This window comes from Pseudomonas sp. TE36184 (genome assembly GCF_054060055.1).
In genome coordinates this window covers 3752823-3772828 of record NZ_JBSSCU010000001.1, presented here as the reverse complement: position 1 = coordinate 3772828, position 20006 = coordinate 3752823, and the positions used below count along the sequence as shown (strand labels likewise).

The 20006-nt window shown below is 63.1% G+C and carries 16 protein-coding genes and 1 pseudogene; 6 read left to right on the top strand and 11 right to left on the bottom strand.

The window, feature by feature from the left end:
- Positions 1 to 5: 5 nt before the first annotated feature.
- Positions 6 to 3152 (top strand): CusA/CzcA family heavy metal efflux RND transporter, encoded by a 3147-nt coding sequence (locus ACVWZP_RS17015; protein WP_457369959.1) that lies wholly within the window; start codon positions 6 to 8, stop codon positions 3150 to 3152.
- On the opposite strand, the gene ACVWZP_RS17010 is transcribed toward ACVWZP_RS17015, so the two are convergent.
- The 3 genes from ACVWZP_RS17010 to ACVWZP_RS17000 form a co-directional block, all read right to left on the bottom strand.
- Positions 3076 to 4512, bottom strand: coding sequence for a heavy metal sensor histidine kinase (locus ACVWZP_RS17010; RefSeq protein WP_301555747.1), 1437 nt, complete (start codon positions 4510 to 4512; stop codon positions 3076 to 3078). The two genes, ACVWZP_RS17015 and ACVWZP_RS17010, sit on opposite strands and share 77 nt — an antisense overlap.
- The gene (locus ACVWZP_RS17005; protein WP_046384814.1) at positions 4509 to 5183 is read right to left on the bottom strand and encodes a heavy metal response regulator transcription factor; all 675 of its coding nucleotides are present in this window, start codon (positions 5181 to 5183) and stop codon (positions 4509 to 4511) included. The genes ACVWZP_RS17010 and ACVWZP_RS17005 overlap by 4 nt, the downstream gene beginning before the upstream one ends.
- A 343-nt stretch (positions 5184 to 5526) precedes the next feature.
- Positions 5527 to 6846 carry an OprD family porin gene (locus tag ACVWZP_RS17000; RefSeq protein ID WP_457369958.1) on the bottom strand — a complete coding sequence of 440 codons (1320 nt, stop codon included), beginning with the start codon at positions 6844 to 6846 and terminating at the stop codon, positions 5527 to 5529.
- A gap of 225 nt (positions 6847 to 7071) precedes the next feature.
- Between ACVWZP_RS17000 and ACVWZP_RS16995 the strand changes: the two genes are divergently transcribed.
- The 3 genes and pseudogenes from ACVWZP_RS16995 (at position 7072) to ACVWZP_RS16985 (ending at position 8359) form a co-directional block, all read left to right on the top strand.
- On the top strand, positions 7072 to 7404 hold the full coding sequence (locus ACVWZP_RS16995; protein ID WP_457369957.1) for a DUF2790 domain-containing protein: 333 nt from the start codon (positions 7072 to 7074) through the stop codon (positions 7402 to 7404).
- A 157-nt stretch (positions 7405 to 7561) separates the two neighbouring features.
- A pseudogene (locus ACVWZP_RS16990) lies at positions 7562 to 7711 on the top strand (chemotaxis protein); the annotation flags it as partial.
- 60 nt (positions 7712 to 7771) lie between these two features.
- On the top strand, positions 7772 to 8359 hold the full coding sequence (locus tag ACVWZP_RS16985; protein WP_046384811.1) for a flavin reductase family protein: 588 nt from the start codon (positions 7772 to 7774) through the stop codon (positions 8357 to 8359).
- A 6-nt stretch (positions 8360 to 8365) separates the two neighbouring features.
- Here ACVWZP_RS16985 and ACVWZP_RS16980 read toward each other — a convergent pair whose 3' ends face one another.
- Positions 8366 to 9175, bottom strand: coding sequence for an AraC family transcriptional regulator (locus tag ACVWZP_RS16980; protein WP_457369956.1), 810 nt, complete (start codon positions 9173 to 9175; stop codon positions 8366 to 8368).
- A gap of 140 nt (positions 9176 to 9315) precedes the next feature.
- Here ACVWZP_RS16980 and ACVWZP_RS16975 point away from each other — a divergent pair, with 140 nt between their 5' ends.
- Positions 9316 to 9954: a LysE family transporter gene (locus ACVWZP_RS16975; RefSeq protein ID WP_017844487.1), complete on the top strand. Its 639-nt coding sequence runs from the start codon at positions 9316 to 9318 to the stop codon at positions 9952 to 9954.
- Between the two features lie 44 nt (positions 9955 to 9998).
- Entirely contained in the window at positions 9999 to 11093 is a 1095-nt protein-coding gene (gene ddlA, locus ACVWZP_RS16970; protein ID WP_017844486.1) for a D-alanine--D-alanine ligase, read from the top strand.
- Between the two features lie 27 nt (positions 11094 to 11120).
- Here ddlA and ACVWZP_RS16965 read toward each other — a convergent pair whose 3' ends face one another.
- From ACVWZP_RS16965 to ACVWZP_RS16935, 7 genes are all read right to left on the bottom strand, one after another.
- Positions 11121 to 11435, bottom strand: a complete 315-nt coding sequence (locus tag ACVWZP_RS16965; RefSeq protein ID WP_046384808.1) for a helix-turn-helix domain-containing protein — start codon at positions 11433 to 11435, stop codon at positions 11121 to 11123.
- An 896-nt stretch (positions 11436 to 12331) separates the two neighbouring features.
- A complete protein-coding gene (gene pgeF, locus ACVWZP_RS16960) occupies positions 12332 to 13054 on the bottom strand; it encodes a peptidoglycan editing factor PgeF (protein ID WP_261754765.1) in 723 nt (240 codons plus the stop codon).
- Between the two features lie 25 nt (positions 13055 to 13079).
- On the bottom strand, positions 13080 to 14909 hold the full coding sequence (ggt, locus tag ACVWZP_RS16955; RefSeq protein ID WP_457369955.1) for a gamma-glutamyltransferase: 1830 nt from the start codon (positions 14907 to 14909) through the stop codon (positions 13080 to 13082).
- A gap of 35 nt (positions 14910 to 14944) precedes the next feature.
- Positions 14945 to 15724 carry a PhzF family phenazine biosynthesis protein gene (locus ACVWZP_RS16950; protein WP_017844482.1) on the bottom strand — a complete coding sequence of 260 codons (780 nt, stop codon included), beginning with the start codon at positions 15722 to 15724 and terminating at the stop codon, positions 14945 to 14947.
- A gap of 193 nt (positions 15725 to 15917) precedes the next feature.
- On the bottom strand, positions 15918 to 17168 hold the full coding sequence (locus tag ACVWZP_RS16945) for an acyl-CoA dehydrogenase family protein (RefSeq protein ID WP_046384805.1): 1251 nt from the start codon (positions 17166 to 17168) through the stop codon (positions 15918 to 15920).
- A gap of 31 nt (positions 17169 to 17199) precedes the next feature.
- Complete coding sequence (locus tag ACVWZP_RS16940; protein ID WP_457369954.1) at positions 17200 to 18627, bottom strand: LLM class flavin-dependent oxidoreductase; 1428 nt, start codon at positions 18625 to 18627, stop codon at positions 17200 to 17202.
- Positions 18628 to 18827: 200 nt separating this feature from the next.
- Positions 18828 to 20000: an acyl-CoA dehydrogenase family protein gene (locus ACVWZP_RS16935; protein ID WP_457369953.1), complete on the bottom strand. Its 1173-nt coding sequence runs from the start codon at positions 19998 to 20000 to the stop codon at positions 18828 to 18830.
- Between the last annotated feature and the right edge of the window lie 6 nt (positions 20001 to 20006).

Below are 20006 nucleotides of genomic sequence, written 5' to 3'. Positions count from 1 at the left end.
TTCCCATGTTTGAGCGCCTTATCCAATTCGCCATCGAGCAGCGCATCATCGTGCTGTTGGCGGTGCTGTTGATGGCCGGTGTCGGCGTCGCCAGCTATCAGAAACTGCCCATCGACGCGGTGCCCGACATCACCAATGTGCAGGTGCAGATCAACTCGGCGGCGCCCGGTTTTTCGCCGCTGGAAACCGAACAGCGCATCACCTTTCCCATCGAAACCGCGATGGCCGGGTTGCCGGGGTTGCAGCAGACCCGTTCGCTGTCGCGCTCCGGTTTGTCCCAGGTCACGGTGATCTTCAAGGACGGCACCGACCTGTTCTTTGCCCGCCAATTGGTCAACGAACGCCTGCAAGTCGCCCGTGAACAACTGCCCGTCGGCATCGAAACGGCGATGGGGCCGATTTCCACCGGTCTTGGGGAAATTTTCCTATGGACCGTGGAAGCCGAAGAGGGCGCGCGCAAGGACGACGGCACGCCCTACACGCCGACCGACCTGCGCGTGATCCAGGACTGGATCATCAAGCCGCAACTGCGCAACGTGCCCGGCGTGGCCGAGATCAACACCATCGGTGGTTATGCCAAGGAATACCAGATCGCCCCCGACCCCAAGCGCCTGGCGGCCTACAACCTGACCTTGAGCGATCTGGTCACCGCGCTGGAGCGCAACAACGCCAACGTCGGTGCCGGCTACATCGAGCGCAGCGGCGAGCAGTTGCTGATCCGCGCACCGGGGCAAGTGGCGTCGATCGACGATATCGCCAACATCGTCATCACCACCTCGGACGGCACGCCGATCCGCGTGCGCAATGTGGCCCAGGTCGAGATCGGCCGTGAGCTGCGTACCGGCGCCGCCACCGAAAACGGCCGTGAAGTGGTGCTGGGCACGGTGTTCATGCTGATCGGCGAAAACAGCCGCACCGTGTCCCAGGCCGTGGCTGCGCGACTCGAACAGATCAACCGCTCGCTGCCCGAGGGCGTGGTCGCCGTGACCGTCTACGACCGCACCAACCTTGTCGAAAAAGCCATCGCCACCGTGAAGAAAAACCTCTTCGAAGGCGCGTTGCTGGTGGTCGCGGTGTTGTTCCTGTTCCTCGGCAACATCCGCGCGGCGCTGATCACCGCGATGGTGATCCCGCTGGCGATGCTGTTCACCTTTACCGGCATGTTCACCAACAAAGTCAGCGCCAACCTGATGAGCCTCGGCGCGCTGGACTTCGGCATCATCGTCGACGGCGCGGTGGTGATCGTCGAGAACGCGATCCGTCGCCTGGCCCATGCGCAACAGCGACACGGCCGCCTGTTGACCCGCAGCGAGCGCCTGCACGAAGTGTTCGCGGCGGCCAAGGAGGCGCGGCGCGCGCTGATCTTCGGGCAACTGATCATCATGGTGGTGTACCTGCCGATCTTCGCCCTCACCGGCGTGGCCGGGAAAATGTTCCACCCCATGGCCTTCACCGTGGTGATCGCCCTGTTCGGCGCGATGATCCTCTCGGTGACCTTTGTGCCGGCGGCGATTGCGCTGTTTGTCACCGGCAAGGTCAAGGAAGAAGAAAACCTGGTAATGCGCAGTGCGCGCCGGGTCTATGCGCCGGTGCTCGTTGGGGTGATGGCGCGGCGCCCGCTGGTGTTCGGTTTGGCGCTGTTGACCATCGTCGCCTCGGGGCTGGTGGCCAGCCGCATGGGCAGCGAATTCATCCCCAGCCTCAGCGAAGGCGACTTCGCCCAGCAAGCCCTGCGCGTGCCCGGCACCAGCCTGACGCAGTCGGTGCAGATGCAACAGCAGTTGGAAAAAACCTTGATGGCCCGGGTGCCGGAAATCGAACGGGTCTTCGCCCGCACCGGCACCGCGGAGATTGCCTCCGACCCGATGCCACCGAACATTTCCGACAGCTACGTGATGCTCAAGCCCAAGGATCAGTGGCCTGATCCGCAGAAGTCCCGCGAAACGCTGATCGCCGATATCCAGCGCGCCAGTGCGATTGTGCCGGGCAGTGCGTATGAACTGTCGCAACCGATCCAACTGCGCTTCAACGAGCTGATTTCCGGGGTGCGCAGCGACGTGGCGGTGAAGGTATTCGGCGACGACATGGCGGTGCTCAACGCCACCGCCGGGGAAATCGCCGAGACCTTGCAAGGCCTGAACGGCGCCTCGGAAGTGAAGGTCGAACAGACCTCCGGCCTGCCGGTACTGACCATCAATATCGACCGCGACAAGGCCGCGCGGTTTGGCCTGAACGTCGGCGATGTGCAGGACACGATTGCCGTCGCAGTCGGTGGGCGCCAGGCCGGAACGTTGTACGAAGGTGACCGACGTTTCGACATGGTCGTGCGTTTGTCCGACGCATTGCGCACCGATATCGACGGCTTGTCGCGGCTGCTGATCCCGGTGCCGGCGCTGGCCGGTAACGCCTCCGGGCAACTGGGCTTTATCGCCTTGTCCCAGGTCGCCAGCCTCGACCTGGTGCTGGGCCCGAACCAGATCAGCCGCGAGAACGGCAAGCGCCTGGTGATTGTCAGCGCCAACGTGCGGGGGCGTGATATCGGCTCGTTTGTCCAAGAGGCCGAAGCCGCCATCGGCGCGCAGGTCAAAGTGCCGGTTGGCTACTGGACCACCTGGGGCGGGCAGTTCGAACAGTTGAAGGAGGCCTCCGACCGCCTGCGCATCGTGGTGCCGGTGGCGCTGCTGCTGGTGTTCGGGCTGTTGTTCATGATGTTCAACAACCTCAAGGACGGGCTGTTGGTGTTCACCGGGATTCCGTTCGCCTTGACCGGTGGGATCATGGCGCTGTGGCTGCGCGATATTCCGCTGTCGATCTCGGCCGGGGTGGGCTTTATCGCCTTGTCCGGCGTGGCGGTGCTCAACGGCCTGGTGATGATCGCGTTTATCCGCAACCTGCGCGAGGAAGGGCGCTCGCTGTCGATGGCCATCAACGAGGGCGCGCTGACCCGGCTGCGCCCGGTGTTGATGACGGCGCTGGTGGCCTCCCTCGGGTTTATCCCCATGGCCCTGGCCACCGGCACCGGCGCCGAGGTGCAGCGGCCGCTGGCGACGGTGGTGATCGGCGGGATCATTTCCTCTACGTTGCTGACCTTGCTGGTGCTGCCGGCGTTGTATCACTGGGCGCATCGCAAGGACGAGGAAACACCAGGCTGAAGCGCGTAAAACGCCCCGGCTGGCTGCTGACATCGGCGTGGCCCTGATGCAGGTGCATGATCGACTGCACGATGGCCAGCCCCAGGCCGGTGCCGCCCTCGGCGCGGGTACGGCTGCTGTCGGCGCGGTAGAAGCGTTCGAACAAGTGCGGCAGGTGGTGCGCTTCGATGCCGCGCCCGGGGTTGCCGACCGACAGCGATACACGCTGGCCGTAGGTTTCCACCAGCAACAACACGGTAGACGCGGTTGGCGTGTGGCGGATGGCATTGGACAGCAAGTTGGAGATGGCCCGCTGGATCATCAGGCGATCGCCCATCACCCAGGCGTCGCCGCGCAGGTTCAGGGTCACCTGCTTGTCCTCGGCGCTCAAGGCAAACAGCTCCATCACCCGCTGCGCTTCGTCACCCAACGACACCCGGGCAAACCCGGCCCGCGCCGCCGGATGGCTGACCTGGGCCAGAAACAGCATGTCGGAGACGATGCGCGACAGGCGTTCCATTTCCTCGACGCAGGATTCCAGGCCCGCTTGGTATTCCTGCGAAGGCCGCTCGCGGGACAACGTCACCTGCGCCTTGCCCATCAGGTTGGTCAACGGCGCGCGCAGTTCGTGGGCCAGGTCATCGGAGAACTGCGACAGTTGCCGCACACCGTCGTCCAGGCGGTGCAGCATGAAGTTGATGCCCTGGGCCAACTCGCCCAGCTCCTTGGGCAGGTTGTCCAGCGCCAGGCGATGGGTCAGGTCCTGGGTGCTGACCTGCGCCGCCACACGGCTGAACTGCTGCAACGGCGCCAGCCCGCGCTGCACCAGCCACCAGGCGCCCATGCCGATCAGGATCAGCAGCAGCGGCAGGGCGATCACCGTGGAGCGCAGGTAGGCACTGAGCAACGCTTCATCGTCGGAGCGGTCCAGCGAGAGCAGCACGCGCACGTTCTCGCCATTGCGCAGCGCCACCATGCGCGAGGCGCTGAGGATGCGGTTGCCATGCCCGTCCACCCAGTTCAGGTAGGCCAGGGTCTTGCCGGCCGGTACGTCGAGCAACAACGGCTGCTGGGGTTTTGCGCCCACGCTGAGGAGCACTGGCGTATTGGCCTGGGTGCTCATGATGGTCAGGTAGATATTGTCGTGGCCCATCACCAGGTCCAGCAGCGAGTGGGGGCGGCTGCTGATGTCGCGGGGGGCGAGGCTCTGGCTCAGGCTGTGTTCCAACTGATCCAGCTTGTTTTCCAGGCCCTTGCGCGCGAGTTTGTCCAGCTCGTGGGTCAAGGCCAGGTAAGCCAGGGTCGCCAGCAGCACGACCAGTCCGGCGCCCATCAGGCTGACCGTCAGGCCCAGGCGCATCGACAGGCTGCTGGTCCTCATTGACGCGCCTCCAGCACGTAACCGACGCCGCGAATGGTGTGGATCAGCTTGACCTCGCTCTGGTCGTCGACCTTGCCGCGCAGGCGGCTGATGGAGACTTCGACGACGTTGGTGTCGCAGTCGAAGTTCATGTCCCACACCAGCGAGATGATTTGCGTGCGGGTCATCACCTCGCCGGCCTGGCGCATCAATACGTGCAGCAGGGCGAACTCCTTGGTGGTCAGGTCGATGCGTCGTGTGCCGCGGTAGGCGCGGTGGCGGCGCGGGTCCAGCTCCAGGTCGGCGACGCGCAACACGTCCGGCAACGGAATGTGCTCGCTGCGGCGCAACAGCGTGCGGACGCGGGCCAGCAGTTCGGGGAATTCGAAGGGTTTGACCAGGTAATCATCGGCGCCCATGTCCAGGCCCTTGATCTTGTCGGCCAGCCGGCCGCGGGCGGTCAGCATCATCACCCGCTGGTTGCCGTCGCGGCGCAGGTGTTCCAGCACTTCCCAACCGTCGGTGTTGGGCAGGTTCACGTCGAGGATCACCAGTTCATAGGTGTGTTGCCGGGCCAGGTGCAGGCCGTCGACGCCACTGGCGGCGCAATCGACGACATAGCCGCTTTCGGTCAGGCCCTGCTGCAAGTAATCGGCGGTTTTCTGCTCGTCCTCAACCACAAGGATACGCATGGGGATTTACCTTCAAAGGAAACGGAGAGGGGGCATGGCCTCATAGAGGCGCTGAATTTGGCTGTAGGAAAACTCTGAGCCGTGAAGTCGCTATAGGGTCAAGCCACGTCAGGTAGCTGCGACGATTCGCCGCTGTGCGAGTGAACAAAAAAACGCCCCAAGCGGGGCGTAAAAAGTTCATCTCCGTTCCAAAGGAGCTACACAAAAGCCGCAGAGATGAATAGTGCTCGATGCGCAGTATAAAAACTGCAACTTAACGCGAAGGTGAGGCCGATATTACAGTTCTGACAGATTTGAACCTGTGAAGAGATGTACTTCATCGGCAAGTAAATGTAAGCGTTGCTTAGAGCACCGCCAGTGGATATTCGATAATGACCCTTACTTCTTCCAGGTCCGACTCAAATGCACTTGAGCGCACGCTCGCCTGGCGCAGGCGCAGGGATAAGTCCTTCAGCGTGCCGGCCTGCACCACGTACTTGGCTTCGATATTGCGTTCCCAGCGGCGCTGATCGGTGAGCGGATTACCGGCGGCATCGCGGCGCATATACACCGCGTTGGCGTTGCTGTAGTCGGCCCCGCTGCCTTTGGCGTAGCGGGTCATGAACGTCAGGCCGGGAATGCCGAAGGCCTGCATGTCCAGGTCGTAGCGCACCATCCATGAGCGTTCCTTGGGCGAGTTGAAGTCGCTGTACTGGATCGAGTTGTTGAGGAAGATCGAGTCCGACTGGCGCAGGTAATCGAAGTCGTCGTCGCCATTGTTGCGCTGGTGCGACACGGCAACGCTGTGGGCACCGACTTTCACCCCGAGCCGGGCGCTCCAGATGTTGTTGTCGAATGTGCCCAGGCGCTTTTTGCCCTCGTCCACGGCCTTGTAGTAATTGACGTCGCCGAACAGCGAAACGTCTTCGGTGAGCGGGTAACTGGCGGTGCTGCCGACGTAGTATTGGTCCCAGGCGTCTTTCAGGCGGCTGCTGTACAGGCTGAAACCGAGGTGCTTGTTGAGTTGATAGTCACCGCCGAAATAGCCGATCCAGGGCGAGTCGAGCGGGCCCGCGTAAAACGTCGCGAAGCCTTTGTTCATGCCGCTTTCATTGGGCTGGCTCATGCCGCTCAAGCGTCCGCCCTGCAGGCTCAGGCCGGCGAGGCTGGTGTTTTGCACGGTGACGCCACGGAAACTTTCCGGCAATACACGGGAGTCGCCGTAGGCCACCACCGGCGTCAGCGGGAACACGTCGCCGGCCTTGATCACTGTGTCCAGCACGCGCAGTTTCGCGGCGCCGCCGACCTTGCTGTAGCTGTCCTCGGGGCGGTTGTCGCGGTCCACCGGCAACATGCCGAACGAGCCCTTGCCGCCGCTGCGGCCGGTGCCCGAATCGAGTTTCACGCCGATCATGGCAAACGCATCCAGGCCAAAACCCACGGTGCCTTGGGTGAAGCCGGACTCAAACTTGCCGATCAGCCCCTGCGCCCAGGCTTCTGAATAGCCGTTGCCGGTCGGGCTGGATTGGCCTTTGCGATCATCGCGGTTGAAGTAAAAATTACGTGCCAGCACGTTCAGGCGGCTGCCTTCGATAAAACCGTCGGGCTGGTCTTCCACGGCCAGCGCTGCCAGCGGCAGGGCGGCGATGAGTGAGAGGGGGAGGGTGTAATAACGGATATGCATGTTTCGCTCCTCGGTATTGGCAGTGATCAGCTTCTTATGGAGGCGGGCGTTCTTATTGATTTGGCCCGGGCTGATAGTTGCAAACCGTGGATAACGGCTGTGTTGCGCGAACATTACAATTCTGGAACCTTAGTGCCACCTAACAAATACGTAATCTTCTGGTGAACATCGCGTCAGGGTTGTTTGGTTAGTCTCGACACTGAACTTTCAGTCGAGGAATGAACAATGAACTTTTATAAAACCAGCCTGGGTATATTGACGGCCATCCTGTCCTTCGGCGCATTGGCCGAAGGCGGCGGCGATCGCACGTTTGCGCTGATGATGGAGCGCAATGAACAAGCCATGACCGAATACGCAGCCAGAGAGGGCAAAGCGGCCCCGGTGGTGCAGACCTATCGCTATGGCATGACCCTGGACATCGCCAAGGTGGTCAAGGTGACACCACCGATCCGCTCATGCAGCCCCGTGCCCTCGCGCATGACCTACGAAGACACCAGCGGCAAGCTCAATACCCTGGAATATCAAGTGATGGGTATCTGCCGGAACAATGGCAGCTGACCGCTGTAAAAAAGAGTGACGCCGGGCATTGAAGCGCTCTTCAGAAAACGCCGGCCACACCGATGAAGGCCGGGTGGGATGGGCGAATGCCAACTTCCTGCAGGAACTGGCTTACTCGATGGCGCAACTGCAGGCGCGCGGCGAACACGTTGCCGGTGCGGTGCGCCTGATGAGCGACGGCCGCCAGCAAGCCGAGCAGGGCCTGGCCCTGGCCGCCGAAGCCGGCACGGTGATCGTGTACATCCAGGACGGCGCACAAAAGGTCGTCAGCGCAGTCGGACAGTTCGCCAACCAGCTCTCGAACTGACCCGTAGGGCTTGTGCTTGAGGTATCGTAGGTTTTTTCACTATTGAAGAGCCGATCCTTCATGAGCCCCGACCACTGCCGCCCCGTTCCGCTGTCCAAGGCCTACCGCTTGCTCAACCACGGCCCGACCGTGCTGGTCAGCGCCGCGCATGACGGTCAGCGCAATATCATGGCTGCCGCCTGGGCCATGCCGTTGGATTTCGAACCGCCGAAAGTCGCCGTCGTGCTGGACAAGGCCACCTGGACCCGGCAACTGCTGGAACGCGCCGGCACCTTCGTGCTGCAGGTGCCCTGCGCGGCCCAGGCCGATCTCGTCCAGACGGTGGGCACTACCAGCGGCGCGGAACTCGACAAATTCGCCGCCTATGGCCTGCGCACCTTCAACGGTGAACACACTGAGGCGCCTTTGCTCGAAGGCTGCGTCGCCTGGTTGGAATGCCGCCTGTTGCCCGAACCGCACACCCAGCAGACCTACGACCTGTTCCTCGGCGAAGTGGTCGCGGCGTATGCCGACGAGCGCGTGTTCAGCGAAGGGCACTGGCACTTCGAAGGCTTTGATCAACTGCGCACCTTGCACCATGTGGCGGGCGGGCATTTCCTCACGATCGGCCAGCCGATTGACGGGCAGCAGCTGACGCCCGCCGGTTGAGCGCGTTCAGCGCCCGAGCATCTTCACCCAGCGCGCCGGCGGCATGCCGTAGGTGCTGTGAAATTGCCGGGTCATGTGGCTCTGGTCGGTGAAGCCGGCGATCATCGCTGCGTCCACCAGCGTTTTGCCCTGGGCCAGCAGGCTGCGTACCAGATCCAGCCGGCGCATGGTCAGGTAGCGGTAAGGGCTGGTGCCGAACAACAAACGAAAATCCCGCGACAAGGCCCAGCGGTCGCGGCCGGCGTGTTCGGCCATTTCATCCAGGGTGATGCTGCGGCCCAGGGCGCTGTGGATAAATTCCCGGGCGCGTTCGGCGGCGACGTAATCGAAGGTCTTGCGGGTGGTGATCGCTCCCGAGGCGTTGTTCAAGGCTTGGGCCAGGTCGAACAGGGCGTCCTGCTCCTGCAGCCGGTCGATCGGGCAGTCCAGGCTTTGCAGCAACACTTCGCTGGCGCGAAACAGCCACGGGTCGGTGGACACCCCGCCGGGGATAAACGGAAACGGCTTGCCGCCGAGGATCTGTTGGACCAGCGCCGGCTCCACATAGATCATGCGGTACTTGAAGCCTTCCTCGCTGCCGGCGCGGCCGTCATGGGTCTCGTCGGGATGAATCACCATGGTGGTGCCGGGCAGGCCATGGGTCATGCCGCCGCGATAATGAAAACTCTGCACGCCGAACAAGGTGCGACCGATGGCATAGGTGTCATGGCGATGCAGGTCGAACGCGATGCCGGCGAAGTACGCCTCGATACGGTCCAGGCCACTGGCATGCGGCGCGCGGTGGACCCAGTCGAGGGTGGGGGTGGGTTTACCCATGGTGACTTGTCACAAGAAGAGGTGGAAACACGTTAACCGAGTCTGAGGCCCTTGTCTGCCGGGGTCTTGTACGATTGTGCAGGGGGGCAGGCGAGGCCTATGATCGCTGTTCGTGCCCTGTGCTGATGGAGTTGCCCACCATGGATTTGCTCAACCCCGCCTACGTGACGCCCCTGATCTCGCTGGCCTTGCTGTGGACGGTGGCGGTGGTCACGCCCGGGCCCAATTTCTTCAACACCGCGCAACTGGCCGCCAGCTGTTCGCGCCGCCATGGCGTGGTGGCCTCGGCGGGTGTCGCGACTGGGACGATCCTGTGGGGGCTGGCCGGTGGGCTGGGCATAAAGTCGCTGTTTACCGCCGCCCCCATGCTGTACCTGGCGTTCAAGATCATCGGTGGCTGCTACCTGATCTACCTGGGGTTGAAGCTGTTCAAACGCTCGGCGCCGGCGATGGGGCAGAGCCGCTTGCCGGACGGGGCTCGGCGCTCGTTGTTTTCCGCCTGGCGCCTGGGGTTGCTGGGCAATCTGTCCAATCCCAAGGCCGCGCTGTTCGTCGCCACCATCTTCGCGTCCACCATGCCGCCGTCGCCATCGCCGATGCTGTTGACCCTGGCGGTGATCATCATGGCCACCTTGTCGTTCAGTTGGTATTCCAGCGTGGCCCTGGTGTTTTCCAGTGCGCGCATGGCCGACCTCTACAGCCGCTCGCGTAAGTGGCTCGACCGTTTTGCCGGGAGTTGCTACATGCTGTTCGGTGTACATCTGGTAGCGAATCGCTGACCGCTCATGGTAAGAAGCCTTACTTTCAACAGTGAGGTCGGGTCATGAGCAAGGTGCGCGTAGGGATTATTTTTGGTGGCCGTTCGGCCGAGCACGAAGTCTCGCTGCAATCGGCGCGCAATATTGTCGATGCCCTCGACCGCTCGCGCTTCGAGCCGGTGCTGATCGGCATCGACAAGGCCGGTCACTGGCACCTTAACGACACCTCGAACTTCCTGATCAACCAGGAAAACCCGGCGCTGATCGCCCTCAACCAGTCCAACCGCGAACTGGCGGTGGTGCCGGGCAAGGCCAGCCAGCAAGTGGTGGAAACCGCCGGCAGCGGCCTGCTCGCGCACATCGATGTGATCTTCCCCATCGTCCACGGCACCCTCGGCGAGGACGGTTGCCTGCAAGGCCTGCTGCGCATGGCCGACCTGCCTTTCGTCGGCTCCGACGTGCTCGGCTCGGCGGTGTGCATGGACAAGGACATCAGCAAACGCCTGCTGCGCGACGCCGGCATTGCCGTCACGCCGTTTATCACCCTCAACCGCAACAACGCGGCGCGCACGTCGTTCGACATGGCGGTGGGCAAGCTCGGCCTGCCGATGTTCGTCAAACCCGCCAACCAAGGCTCTTCGGTGGGCGTGAGCAAAGTGAACGACGAGGCCGAATACCACGCCGCCGTCGAACTGGCCCTGGGTTTTGACGAGAAAGTGCTGGTGGAGTCCGCCGTCCACGGCCGCGAAATCGAATGCGCCGTGCTGGGCAACGAACATCCCATCGCCAGCGGTTGCGGCGAGATCGTGGTGAGCAGCGGCTTCTATTCCTACGACAGCAAGTACATCGACGACCAGGCGGCCCAAGTGGTAGTGCCGGCCGATATCAGCGTGCAAGCCAGCGAGCGGATTCGCCGCCTGGCCGTCGAAGCGTTCGAGGTGTTGGGGTGCGCAGGGCTGGCGCGGGTCGATGTGTTCCTCACCGAGGACGGCGAAGTGCTGATCAACGAAATCAACTCGTTGCCGGGTTTTACCCGGATCAGCATGTACCCCAAGCTGTGGCAGGCGGCGGGGATGAGCTACAGCGAGTTGGTCAGCCGCTTGATTGAACTGGCGTTGGAGCGGCATGCGGGGCGCAAGGGGTTGAAGATCAGCCGATAGTCATCGCCCGGCGCGTCAGTAACGCCATCAGGCGTTACTGAGGACTTCCCGGAAAACGTCCGGTCTTATAGCCGCAATATGCAGCAGCGAACGTGCTGCGCCGGAGGGGGAGCGACGCCCTTGTTCCCACTCTTGAAGGGTTCTTATCGACACCCCCAACAGCTCGGCAAATTTGGCTTGCGACAACCCTGTCTTACTTCTTGCGTCCGCGGCTTGAGTGATTTCAACCTGGTGGACTGCGCCGTAAAGCCCCGCTTTGACATCCTGAATGGCTGCCAGTAATTCTTCGCCGATAGCGCGCTTGGCGTCACGTTCCTTCAGCTGTTTCTCAGTGAGTGGCATGGTTCATGTCCTTCGCGATTTTGTACAGGATATGCGCTGGAATAGGCTCGGTAGCGCCCTTGCCGTAAATCAGCAGGGCTACTACTGCTCCACACGACAATTGTGTGGTGTAGATGATCCGCACTGATCCACTTTTACCTCGGCCTTCCAGGCTCCAGCGTACTTTGCGGCAGCCACCCGAGCCGGGAATTACGGTTCCGGCGTCTGACGTAGCTTCTGGCAAGAAAGGGCGGGCCAGAAAATCGCAGTAGTGGAGCCGCTGTTCAAGGGCGTTTTTATCGCAAAAAATGACATGGCACTTTGCGTTTTGTCTCAGGGAGCATAGGTATCCACACAACTTTGGCGTGGTCCTGAACCTGTGGCGAGGGAGCTTGCTCCCGTGACGGCTCGGGAGCCGACGACTATCTAACTGATGCCCCGCGACCTAAATGTGGGAGGGGGGGGGCGACGATTCGACTTGCCCCCGATGGCGGCCTGACAGCCGACCAAGATGTTGGATCAGACTGAGTACATATCCGTTGCTGCGGTAACGGCGGCTATTGGTTCCGCTCTTACAGCGGCTCACTTTTGGAAAGGCCCAAAAGTAAGCAAAAGGCCTTCGCCCCACCACTCGGCACCTCGCCTAGGCTCGGTGTGCCCGTAATCCGACATTGATTTGGGGGGCCGCCGCCACGCGCCATCCATGGCGCGGGGCGGCTAAACCGGCATCCCTGCCGGTTTACCCCCCAAATCAATATCGAATTCCGGCCAGCGTGGTTTAACGGGGCGCCTGAGATCAAAAGCAAAATCAAGAGCGGCTCGCTTCGCATCGTGGTTACCGTTGGCTGCTACAAAGTTGTGTAGATACCTATGCTCAGGGAGGGGACATTCAAAAGAGGGCTGTAGGCCTTTGTTAATCAGCTTGTACGAGCAATCCACGAATACAACAACGTCTTCGCCTCTTGCGGTTGATGCGTGCGTCGGCGGTAGCTGGCAAACGTCGGTGATGTGCAGTAGGTACACACCTCACTCACTTCAATCTGCTCGCGCCGAATGCCCGCCGCTTGCAGCAGCATCAGCCCATACCCGCTCAAGTCAAACCATGCGCTGCCCGCTTGTCTCGCCTGGGGCGGTGCAATTTTCGGCGTCAGCAGCGGTGCCGGTTGCTCAGCGCTCCATGGCGCCTGGCGGTGTGGCCACAGGTGCCCTTGGTCCGACTGGAACTCGGCAATAAACGCCGCGCTCACCTCATAACAACAGGGCTTGATCGACGGCCCGATTGCCACCTGCAATTGATCGACAGCCACTCCTTCAGCGGCAAAGCGCTGCACGGCGCTGGCGATGATCCCGCGTTGCAGGCCCTTCCAGCCACCATGCACAGCGGCCACCCAGTCTCCGTTGTTCGAGGCGAACAGAATGGGCAGGCAGTCGGCGGTGATCACCGCGATCGGGTGGTGATGGCGCGTCAACACGCCATCGGCTTCGACCGTATTGGCCACCCGATCTGCCTGCCATTCCATCACCGACGCACTGTGTATCTGCTTGCAGATGAATACATCTTCCGGCCGCTGCGGGTCATTGATCGAACAAAAACCGTGGTCGACACCAGGAACGGAACCGAGATTGTTTGCCTTGCGCACTGTGCTGTTCTCCGTGCATTAACGATCAATCGCCCAACGCCTCTCCCTCCCGCCGAGGGTCGGCACCGCCGCTCAGCAGCACCTTGCCCTGCGCATCCCGCGTGCGAACGATGGCCTGGATGCCACTGGTCATCTCGATCTCGCTCAGCGCATGGCCCTTGTCCCTGAGCGCCTGTTTCAACGCCGGGCTGAACAGGCCGGTTTCCAGTTCGGTAGCGCCATTGCGGCTGCCGAAGTTGGGCAGGCTGATCGCGGCTTGCGGGTCGAGTTGCCAGTCGAGCATCGCCACCAGGGATTTGCTCACGTATTCGATGATCTGCGAGCCGCCCGGCGAACCCAGGGCGGCCAGCAACTCACCGCTGTGGCGGTCGAACACCAGGGTCGGCGCCATGGCCGAGCGCGGGCGTTTGCCGGGTTGCACGCGGTTGGCCACCGGCTGGCCGTTTTCTTCGGGAATGAACGAGAAGTCGGTCATCTGGTTGTTGAGCACAAAGCCCTGGACCATCAGGTGCGAGCCAAATGCGGACTCCACCGTGGTGGTCATCGACACGGCGCCACCCTGGTCATCCACCGCCACCACTTGTGAGGTGGAGATGCGCAGCGGTGAGCGGTCCGGGGCATACGCCACTTGAATGCCCGCCGGTTGGCCCGGCTGCGCGATGCCCAGGCTGCGTTCACCGATCAGCGCGGCGCGTCGGGCCAGGTAATCCGGGGCGACCAGGCCGGCGACCGGCACCGGCACAAAGTCGGCATCGGCCACATACAGGGCGCGGTCGGCAAAGGCCAGGCGCCCGGCTTCGGCGATCAGGTGAACCGCCTCGGGCGTGGGCTCAAGGCCGGCGGGGGAGGCGCTCTTGAGCGGCGTCATGGGCGCGATGGCCAGGCGTGGGTCGCGGGCTTGCAGGGCCTGCAACGTGCCGAGGATCTGCGCGATGGCAATCCCGCCCGACGACGGCGGCGGCATGCCACAGATTTTCCAGCGCTTGTAATCGGTACACAGCGGCGCGCGTTCCTTGGCCGCGTAGCCTGCAAGGTCGGCCTCGGACAGGCTGCCCGCGTTGCGGTGGCCCTGCACCTTGCGCGCAATCTCATCGGCGATCGGGCCTTGGTACAGCGCGTCCGGGCCTTCCTCGGCGATGCGCTTGAACACGGCGGCCAGCGCCGGGTTTTTCAATAGGGTGCCGGTGGCTTTGGGCGTGCCATCGGCGTTCAGAAAGTAGGCCGCCATCTCCGGCGACTGTGGGATAAAACGGTCAGCGGCAATCAGGCTGTGCAAGCGCGGCGAGATGGCGAAGCCGTGTTCCGACAGCCGGATCGCCGGCTCGAACAACCGGGCCCAGGGCAGATGCCCGGTCTTTTTGTGCGCCAGCTCCAGCGCTCGCAACACCCCCGGCGTGCCCACCGAACGCCCGCCGATCTGCGCTGCGGTAAACGCCATCGGCTGCCCGTCGGGCTTGAGGAACAAGCGCTCGGTCGCCCCGGCCGGTGCGGTTTCCCGGCCGTCATACGCCTGCACGCGGTTCCCGTCCCACAGCATGATGAACGCGCCGCCGCCAATCCCCGACGACTGCGGCTCCACCAGCGTCAACACCGCCTGCATGGCAATCGCCGCGTCGATTGCCGAACCGCCCTGGCGCAACATCTCGCGCCCGGCTTCGGCCGCCAGCGGGTTGGCCGCTGCCGCCATATGCTGCGCGGCATGGCGCGGGCTGAGGTCGGTGCGATAGCCCGAGCCCAACTCCGGCGCTGCTGGCGGTTCGTTGACCGGGGAGTGGCAGGCCACCAGGGCCAGGGCTGCGGCAATGATCGTCAGGTGACGGCGGGCAATCGAAAACACGCGTTGAACTCCGTTCATTTTGCGAATGATCTGTCGTTCTTGGGGCGTGCGTTTTACAGGTAGATCGAGCCCTGCATATACAGCACAGCCTTGCCGGAAATAATCACCCGGTCGCCCTTGAGGGCACAGCGCAACTGGCCCTTGCGCGTGCCGCCCTGTTCGGCGCTCAGGCTTGTCTTGCCCAGGCGCTCGGCCCAGAACGGCGCCAACGAGGTATGCGCCGAACCGGTGACCGGGTCTTCATTGACCCCCACATTCGGGCCGAACCAACGGGAAATGAAATCGAACCGCGCACTCTTGGCCGTCACCGCAATCCCGCGTTTGGGCAGGCCCTTGAGCCGGGCGAAATCCGGGGTGAGCGCGGCGACCTGGGCTTCGTCGTCGAGCAACACGATGTAGTCATCGGTGCCGAACACCTCGGCGCGTTCAATCCCCAGCGCGCTCAACATTCCGGCAGGCGGCTCGCACGCTTGTGGCGCTTTCGCCGGGAAATCCATCGCCAGTTCATCGCCCTCGCGGGTTACCCGGAGCTCGCCGCTGCGCGTTGCAAACCGCAGCACGTCAGGCGCATCCGCCAACGCGTTGATCAACACCCATGCCGCTGCAAGCGTGGCATGGCCGCACAGGTCGACTTCGACGGTCGGGGTGAACCAGCGCAATTCATAAAAATCGTCACGCGGTACGAAGTAGGCGGTTTCGGACAGGTTGTTTTCGGCGGCGATATTTTGCAGTTGCGCGTCGCTCAGCCACTCGGTCAGCGGGCACACCGCAGCGGGGTTGCCGCCGAAAGGGTGTTGGCTGAAGGCGTCGACTTGGTAGATGTCCAGTTTCACCGTGGTGTACTCCATGTGCGAGGGGGAGGCTGGACACTAACAGCGGGCTGCGGGGAGCGTCAAAATACAGATGGGCTGTTTTTTTGCGCGCATGCACGAGGCCGCGAGGGACGCGGCGCAGCTTTTTCGGCGGCTCGGAAAAAAATGCCCCGACGGGCCGGGGCATTTCAGGTCGCGGTTTTACGTGCTGGCGCTATTTCGCTGCTTGGTTTTGCGGGCCGCCACTGCCGATCTGCCACACGTAGGGCGGTTCGGTGCCGTTGATTTCCCAATCACCGATGATCCGCTCTTTATAGATCAATGGATTATGCGAGGCCGCGGTGCGCGCATTGCGCCAGTGGCGGTCGAGTTGCAGGCTCGTGCGTGCGGCGGAAGCGCCGAGGGCGTTGAACAGGTCGCTGGTGGCGCGAAGCACCAGCTCGGCAATCACCACTTGCGCTTGGGCCGACTCCAGCTCCGCAGCGATGTTGGCCTCGCGTTCGACCTGTGCATCCTTGGCGAAGTGCGCCACGTAGGCGCGTTGCGACGCCGCGGCGGCGCGCAGGGCGGCCGCTTCGGCGGTGTAGACCTGCGCCGAGGCCTTGCCGACCACCTGCTGCACCTGGGCATCGTCACGCACCGCTGCCGCATTGCCATGGCTGAACACCCGGGCGCGAACACGTACCTGTTGGGCCACCTCTCGCACGGCCGCCTGCCCCGACCCGACCAGGACAGCCAGCAGGGTCAGTTGGTAAAACGCCGTCTGGTATTTAAAGCGCGTGGAGAAGTCGATCAGGTGGTCGTCTTCGACCACTGCGTTTTCAAACACTGACGTGCCGCTGCCGGTGGTGCGCTGCCCAAAGCCATCCCAATCGTCGCTTTGCCGCACACCCGGTTGCTGCACGCGGACCGCCGCGATCACGTCGGCACCGGTGTCGTCCCGTTGGGCGTACAGGTCGATCCAGTCGGCGAACAGGCTACCGGTGCTGTAGAACTTGGTGCCGTTGGCGACCCATTGCTCGCCCTGGCGGCTGATGCGGGTAATCACCTGGCCGATCTTCACGTCGCCGACTTCGGTCCAGGCATTGCCGACCAGTTCCCCGGCCACAAACCGCTCGAACCAGGCGTTCTGGGCGCTGAATGCCTGAGCGTTGAGGCGGTCTTCGACAAACGCAAAATGCCCGCGCAGGGCTTGTGTCACGTTGGAGTCGGCGGCCGCCAGTTCAATCAACAGTTGGAACAGTTGCGGCAGCGAGGCGCCGGCCCCGCCGAATTCGACCGGGACGCGCACGGCGCCGAACCCGGCGTGCTTGAGCCATTGGATCGGTTCGAACGGCAGCGTGCGGCTGCGTTCGCGCTCGACCGCCCCTTCGGCAATCCGCGCAAAGATCGGCCGAAAACGCGCGGCGAGCGCTTCGTAATCGGTGCCGACAGACAATGTGTTCAGCGTGGTGAAACTGGACATAGGATGAATTCCTCTTCAGCGCAGTCAAGCGTCAAGTCAGGTCGGAGAATCTGGACGGTTTGGTGTGGTCGGTGGCGTTGGCGCCGGTTTTGAATGCTCCGCGATAACGCGCCGCCGGATGGTCATCGGCGGCGTAGGGCGAAGTGCCGTCGAGGAGGTTTTCGCGCAGGGTGTCGCCCTCATAGGAGGTGCGGACACGGCCCCGGCGTTGCAGCTCCGGAACGATGAACTCGACGAGGTCTTCGAAGGTGCCCGGGGTGATCGCATAGGCTAGGTTGAACCCGTCGATACCGCCGACGTCCACCCAGCGCTCCATCTCGTCGGCCACCGTTTTTGGGCCGCCCACCAGCACTGGGCCCAAGCCGCCGATGCTGCGGTGTTTGATGATGTCGCGCGGCGTCCACTTTCGGTCGGGGTCGGCGGTGGCGAGCAGTTCCAGCACCGAGCGGATGCTGTCGTTGTCGATCGCTTCCAGGGGTTGGTCCGGGTTGTATTCGGAGAAATCGATACCGGTCCAGCCGCCGTAAAACGACAACATGCCTTCGCCGTTGGCATAGCTCAGGTAGTCGCGGTATTTGGCTTGCGCGGCTTCATCGCTTTCACCGGTGATCACCGTCAGCAGCGTGAACACCTTGACCGAGTCACGGCTGCGACCGGCTGCCACGGCGCGGTTGCGGATGTCATCGGAGACCTCGCGCGCCTGTTCGGCGGTGGCCGGGCTGATGAACACCCCTTCGGCGTGCTTGGCGGCAAAGGCGCGGCCACGGCTGGAAGCGCCGGCCTGGAAAATCACCGGGGTGCGCTGTGGCGACGGCTCGGACAGATGGATGCCCGGCACATCGTAGTATTTGCCCTTGTGGCCGATCGGATGGACTTTGCTCGGGTCGGTAAAGATCCCGCGCTCGCGGTCACGCAGCACCGCGTCTTCATCCCAGGAGCCTTCCCACAGCTTGTAGGTCACGTCCAGAAACTCATCGGCGATGTCATAGCGTTCGTCGTGGGAAATCTGTTGCTTGAGGCCCAGGTTGACCGCCGCGCTGTTGAGGTACGAGGTCACCACGTTCCACGCCACGCGGCCTTTGGTCAGGTGGTCGAGGGTCGAGAACTTTCGCGCCAGGGCGTAAGGCTGTTCGTAGGTCAGCGCCGAGGTCACGCCAAAGCCCAAGTGCTTGGTGACGGTGGCCATGGCCGGCACTTGAAAGAACGGATCGTTGACCGGCACCTGGTCGGCGTCGAGCAGGGAGGTTTCCACCGAGCCGCGATAGATGTCATAGACGCCGACGACGTCGGCGATAAATACCGAGTCGAAATAGCCGCGCTCAAGCAGCTTGGCCAACTCGACCCAGTAATCGAGATCCTTGTATTTCCATGCCTGGCTGTCCGGGTGACGCCAGGTGCCCGCGGCCTGATGACTCACGCAGGTCATTTCAAACGCATTGAGGATAATGCGGGAAGCCATAGTCGATTAACTCCAGTTGTCTTGATTCATGGGGCACGTAGGGCCGTTCACTCGTGGTTTGAGGGGGTGATTGCATGGTTCATGCCGAGTGCCAAAGGCCCGTAATGCCTGGGTTTTGTCGGTTCCTGGGGCTGGCGGCCTATCACTGGAGCAACACTTTGTTGTTCTGGTGAACGGTGGCGAACACCCGGCGCGTGTGGTCAGGAATAGAAACTCGGTGTCGGCGGTTTTTGCTTCAACGCCCATTCGCCGAGTTCGCGGATGCGGTAGTCCACCGGGTCGTGCAGGGTCTGGGTCCGCAGGTTGCGCCAGTAGCGGTCGAAGCGCCGCGAGGCGTGGGTGGCGCGGGCGCCTGTCACCTCAAACAGCCTCGAACTGAGGTCCAGGCCCACCCGTGTGGCGTGGACCTTGGCGCTGCCGATGGCCAGGGCCAGGTTCGCCCGTTCCTCGGCGCGCAGTTGTTCGCCGCGGTTCCAGGCCTTGTCGAACAACGCATTGGCCCGTTCGGCCAGGGCGCGGACTGCCTCCAGGCCGGCCCAGAACTCGCCGTAGTGGGCCAGCACATACGGGTCGTCGACCGCCCGCTCGACCTCGGACTTGAACCAGGCGCGTGCTTCGTGGGTGGTGTAGTGCTGCGCCTGCTCAAAGGCGCCTTCGGCAATGCCGAGGAACAGGTTGACGAAGGTCAGTTGCGCCAACAGCGGTCGCAGCCCGGAAAACACCGTGCTCAGCGGGCCCGGGTCCAGCAGCAGTTCATCTTCGGCGATCCGCACGCGTTCGAAACGGGCGCTGCCGCTGTCGGTCTGGCGTTGGCCCATGTTGTTCCAGTCGTTGAGCAGGGTAATGCCGGCGCGGTCGGTGGGGATCGCGGCGATCAGCAGTTTGCCTGTGCCACTGTCCTCCAGCGCCGAGGCGATCAGGCGGTCGGAGTCGCTGGCCCCGGAACAGAAGCTTTTCATCCCGGTGAACTCGCGCCCGCCGTCCACGCGCGTGGCCACGGTGCGGGTGTCCAGCGGGTTGAGCGCGTTGCCCCAGAACCAACGCTGGCGGACCGTCTGCTCCAGCCAGGGCTGCCACTGATCGGGCCGCGAGAACAGGCGCACGGTGGCGAGCATCAAGTGTTGGAAACCGAACACGTGGGCCATCGAACTGTCGACCTTGGCGAACTCGCGCACGATGTTCAGGGTGTCGCTCCAGCTGGCACCGAGGCCGCCGAATTCACGGGGAATACTCAGGGTCAGCAGGCCGCTGTCGCGCAGGGCATCACGCTCGCGCTTGGGTGTGCCGCCGCGTTCGTCGCGCTCGACAGCCGTACTCGCCCAGTCGGCCGCCAGACGGCGGGCGACCTGCACAGGATCGTTGGGGGTGGTCACAGGGGA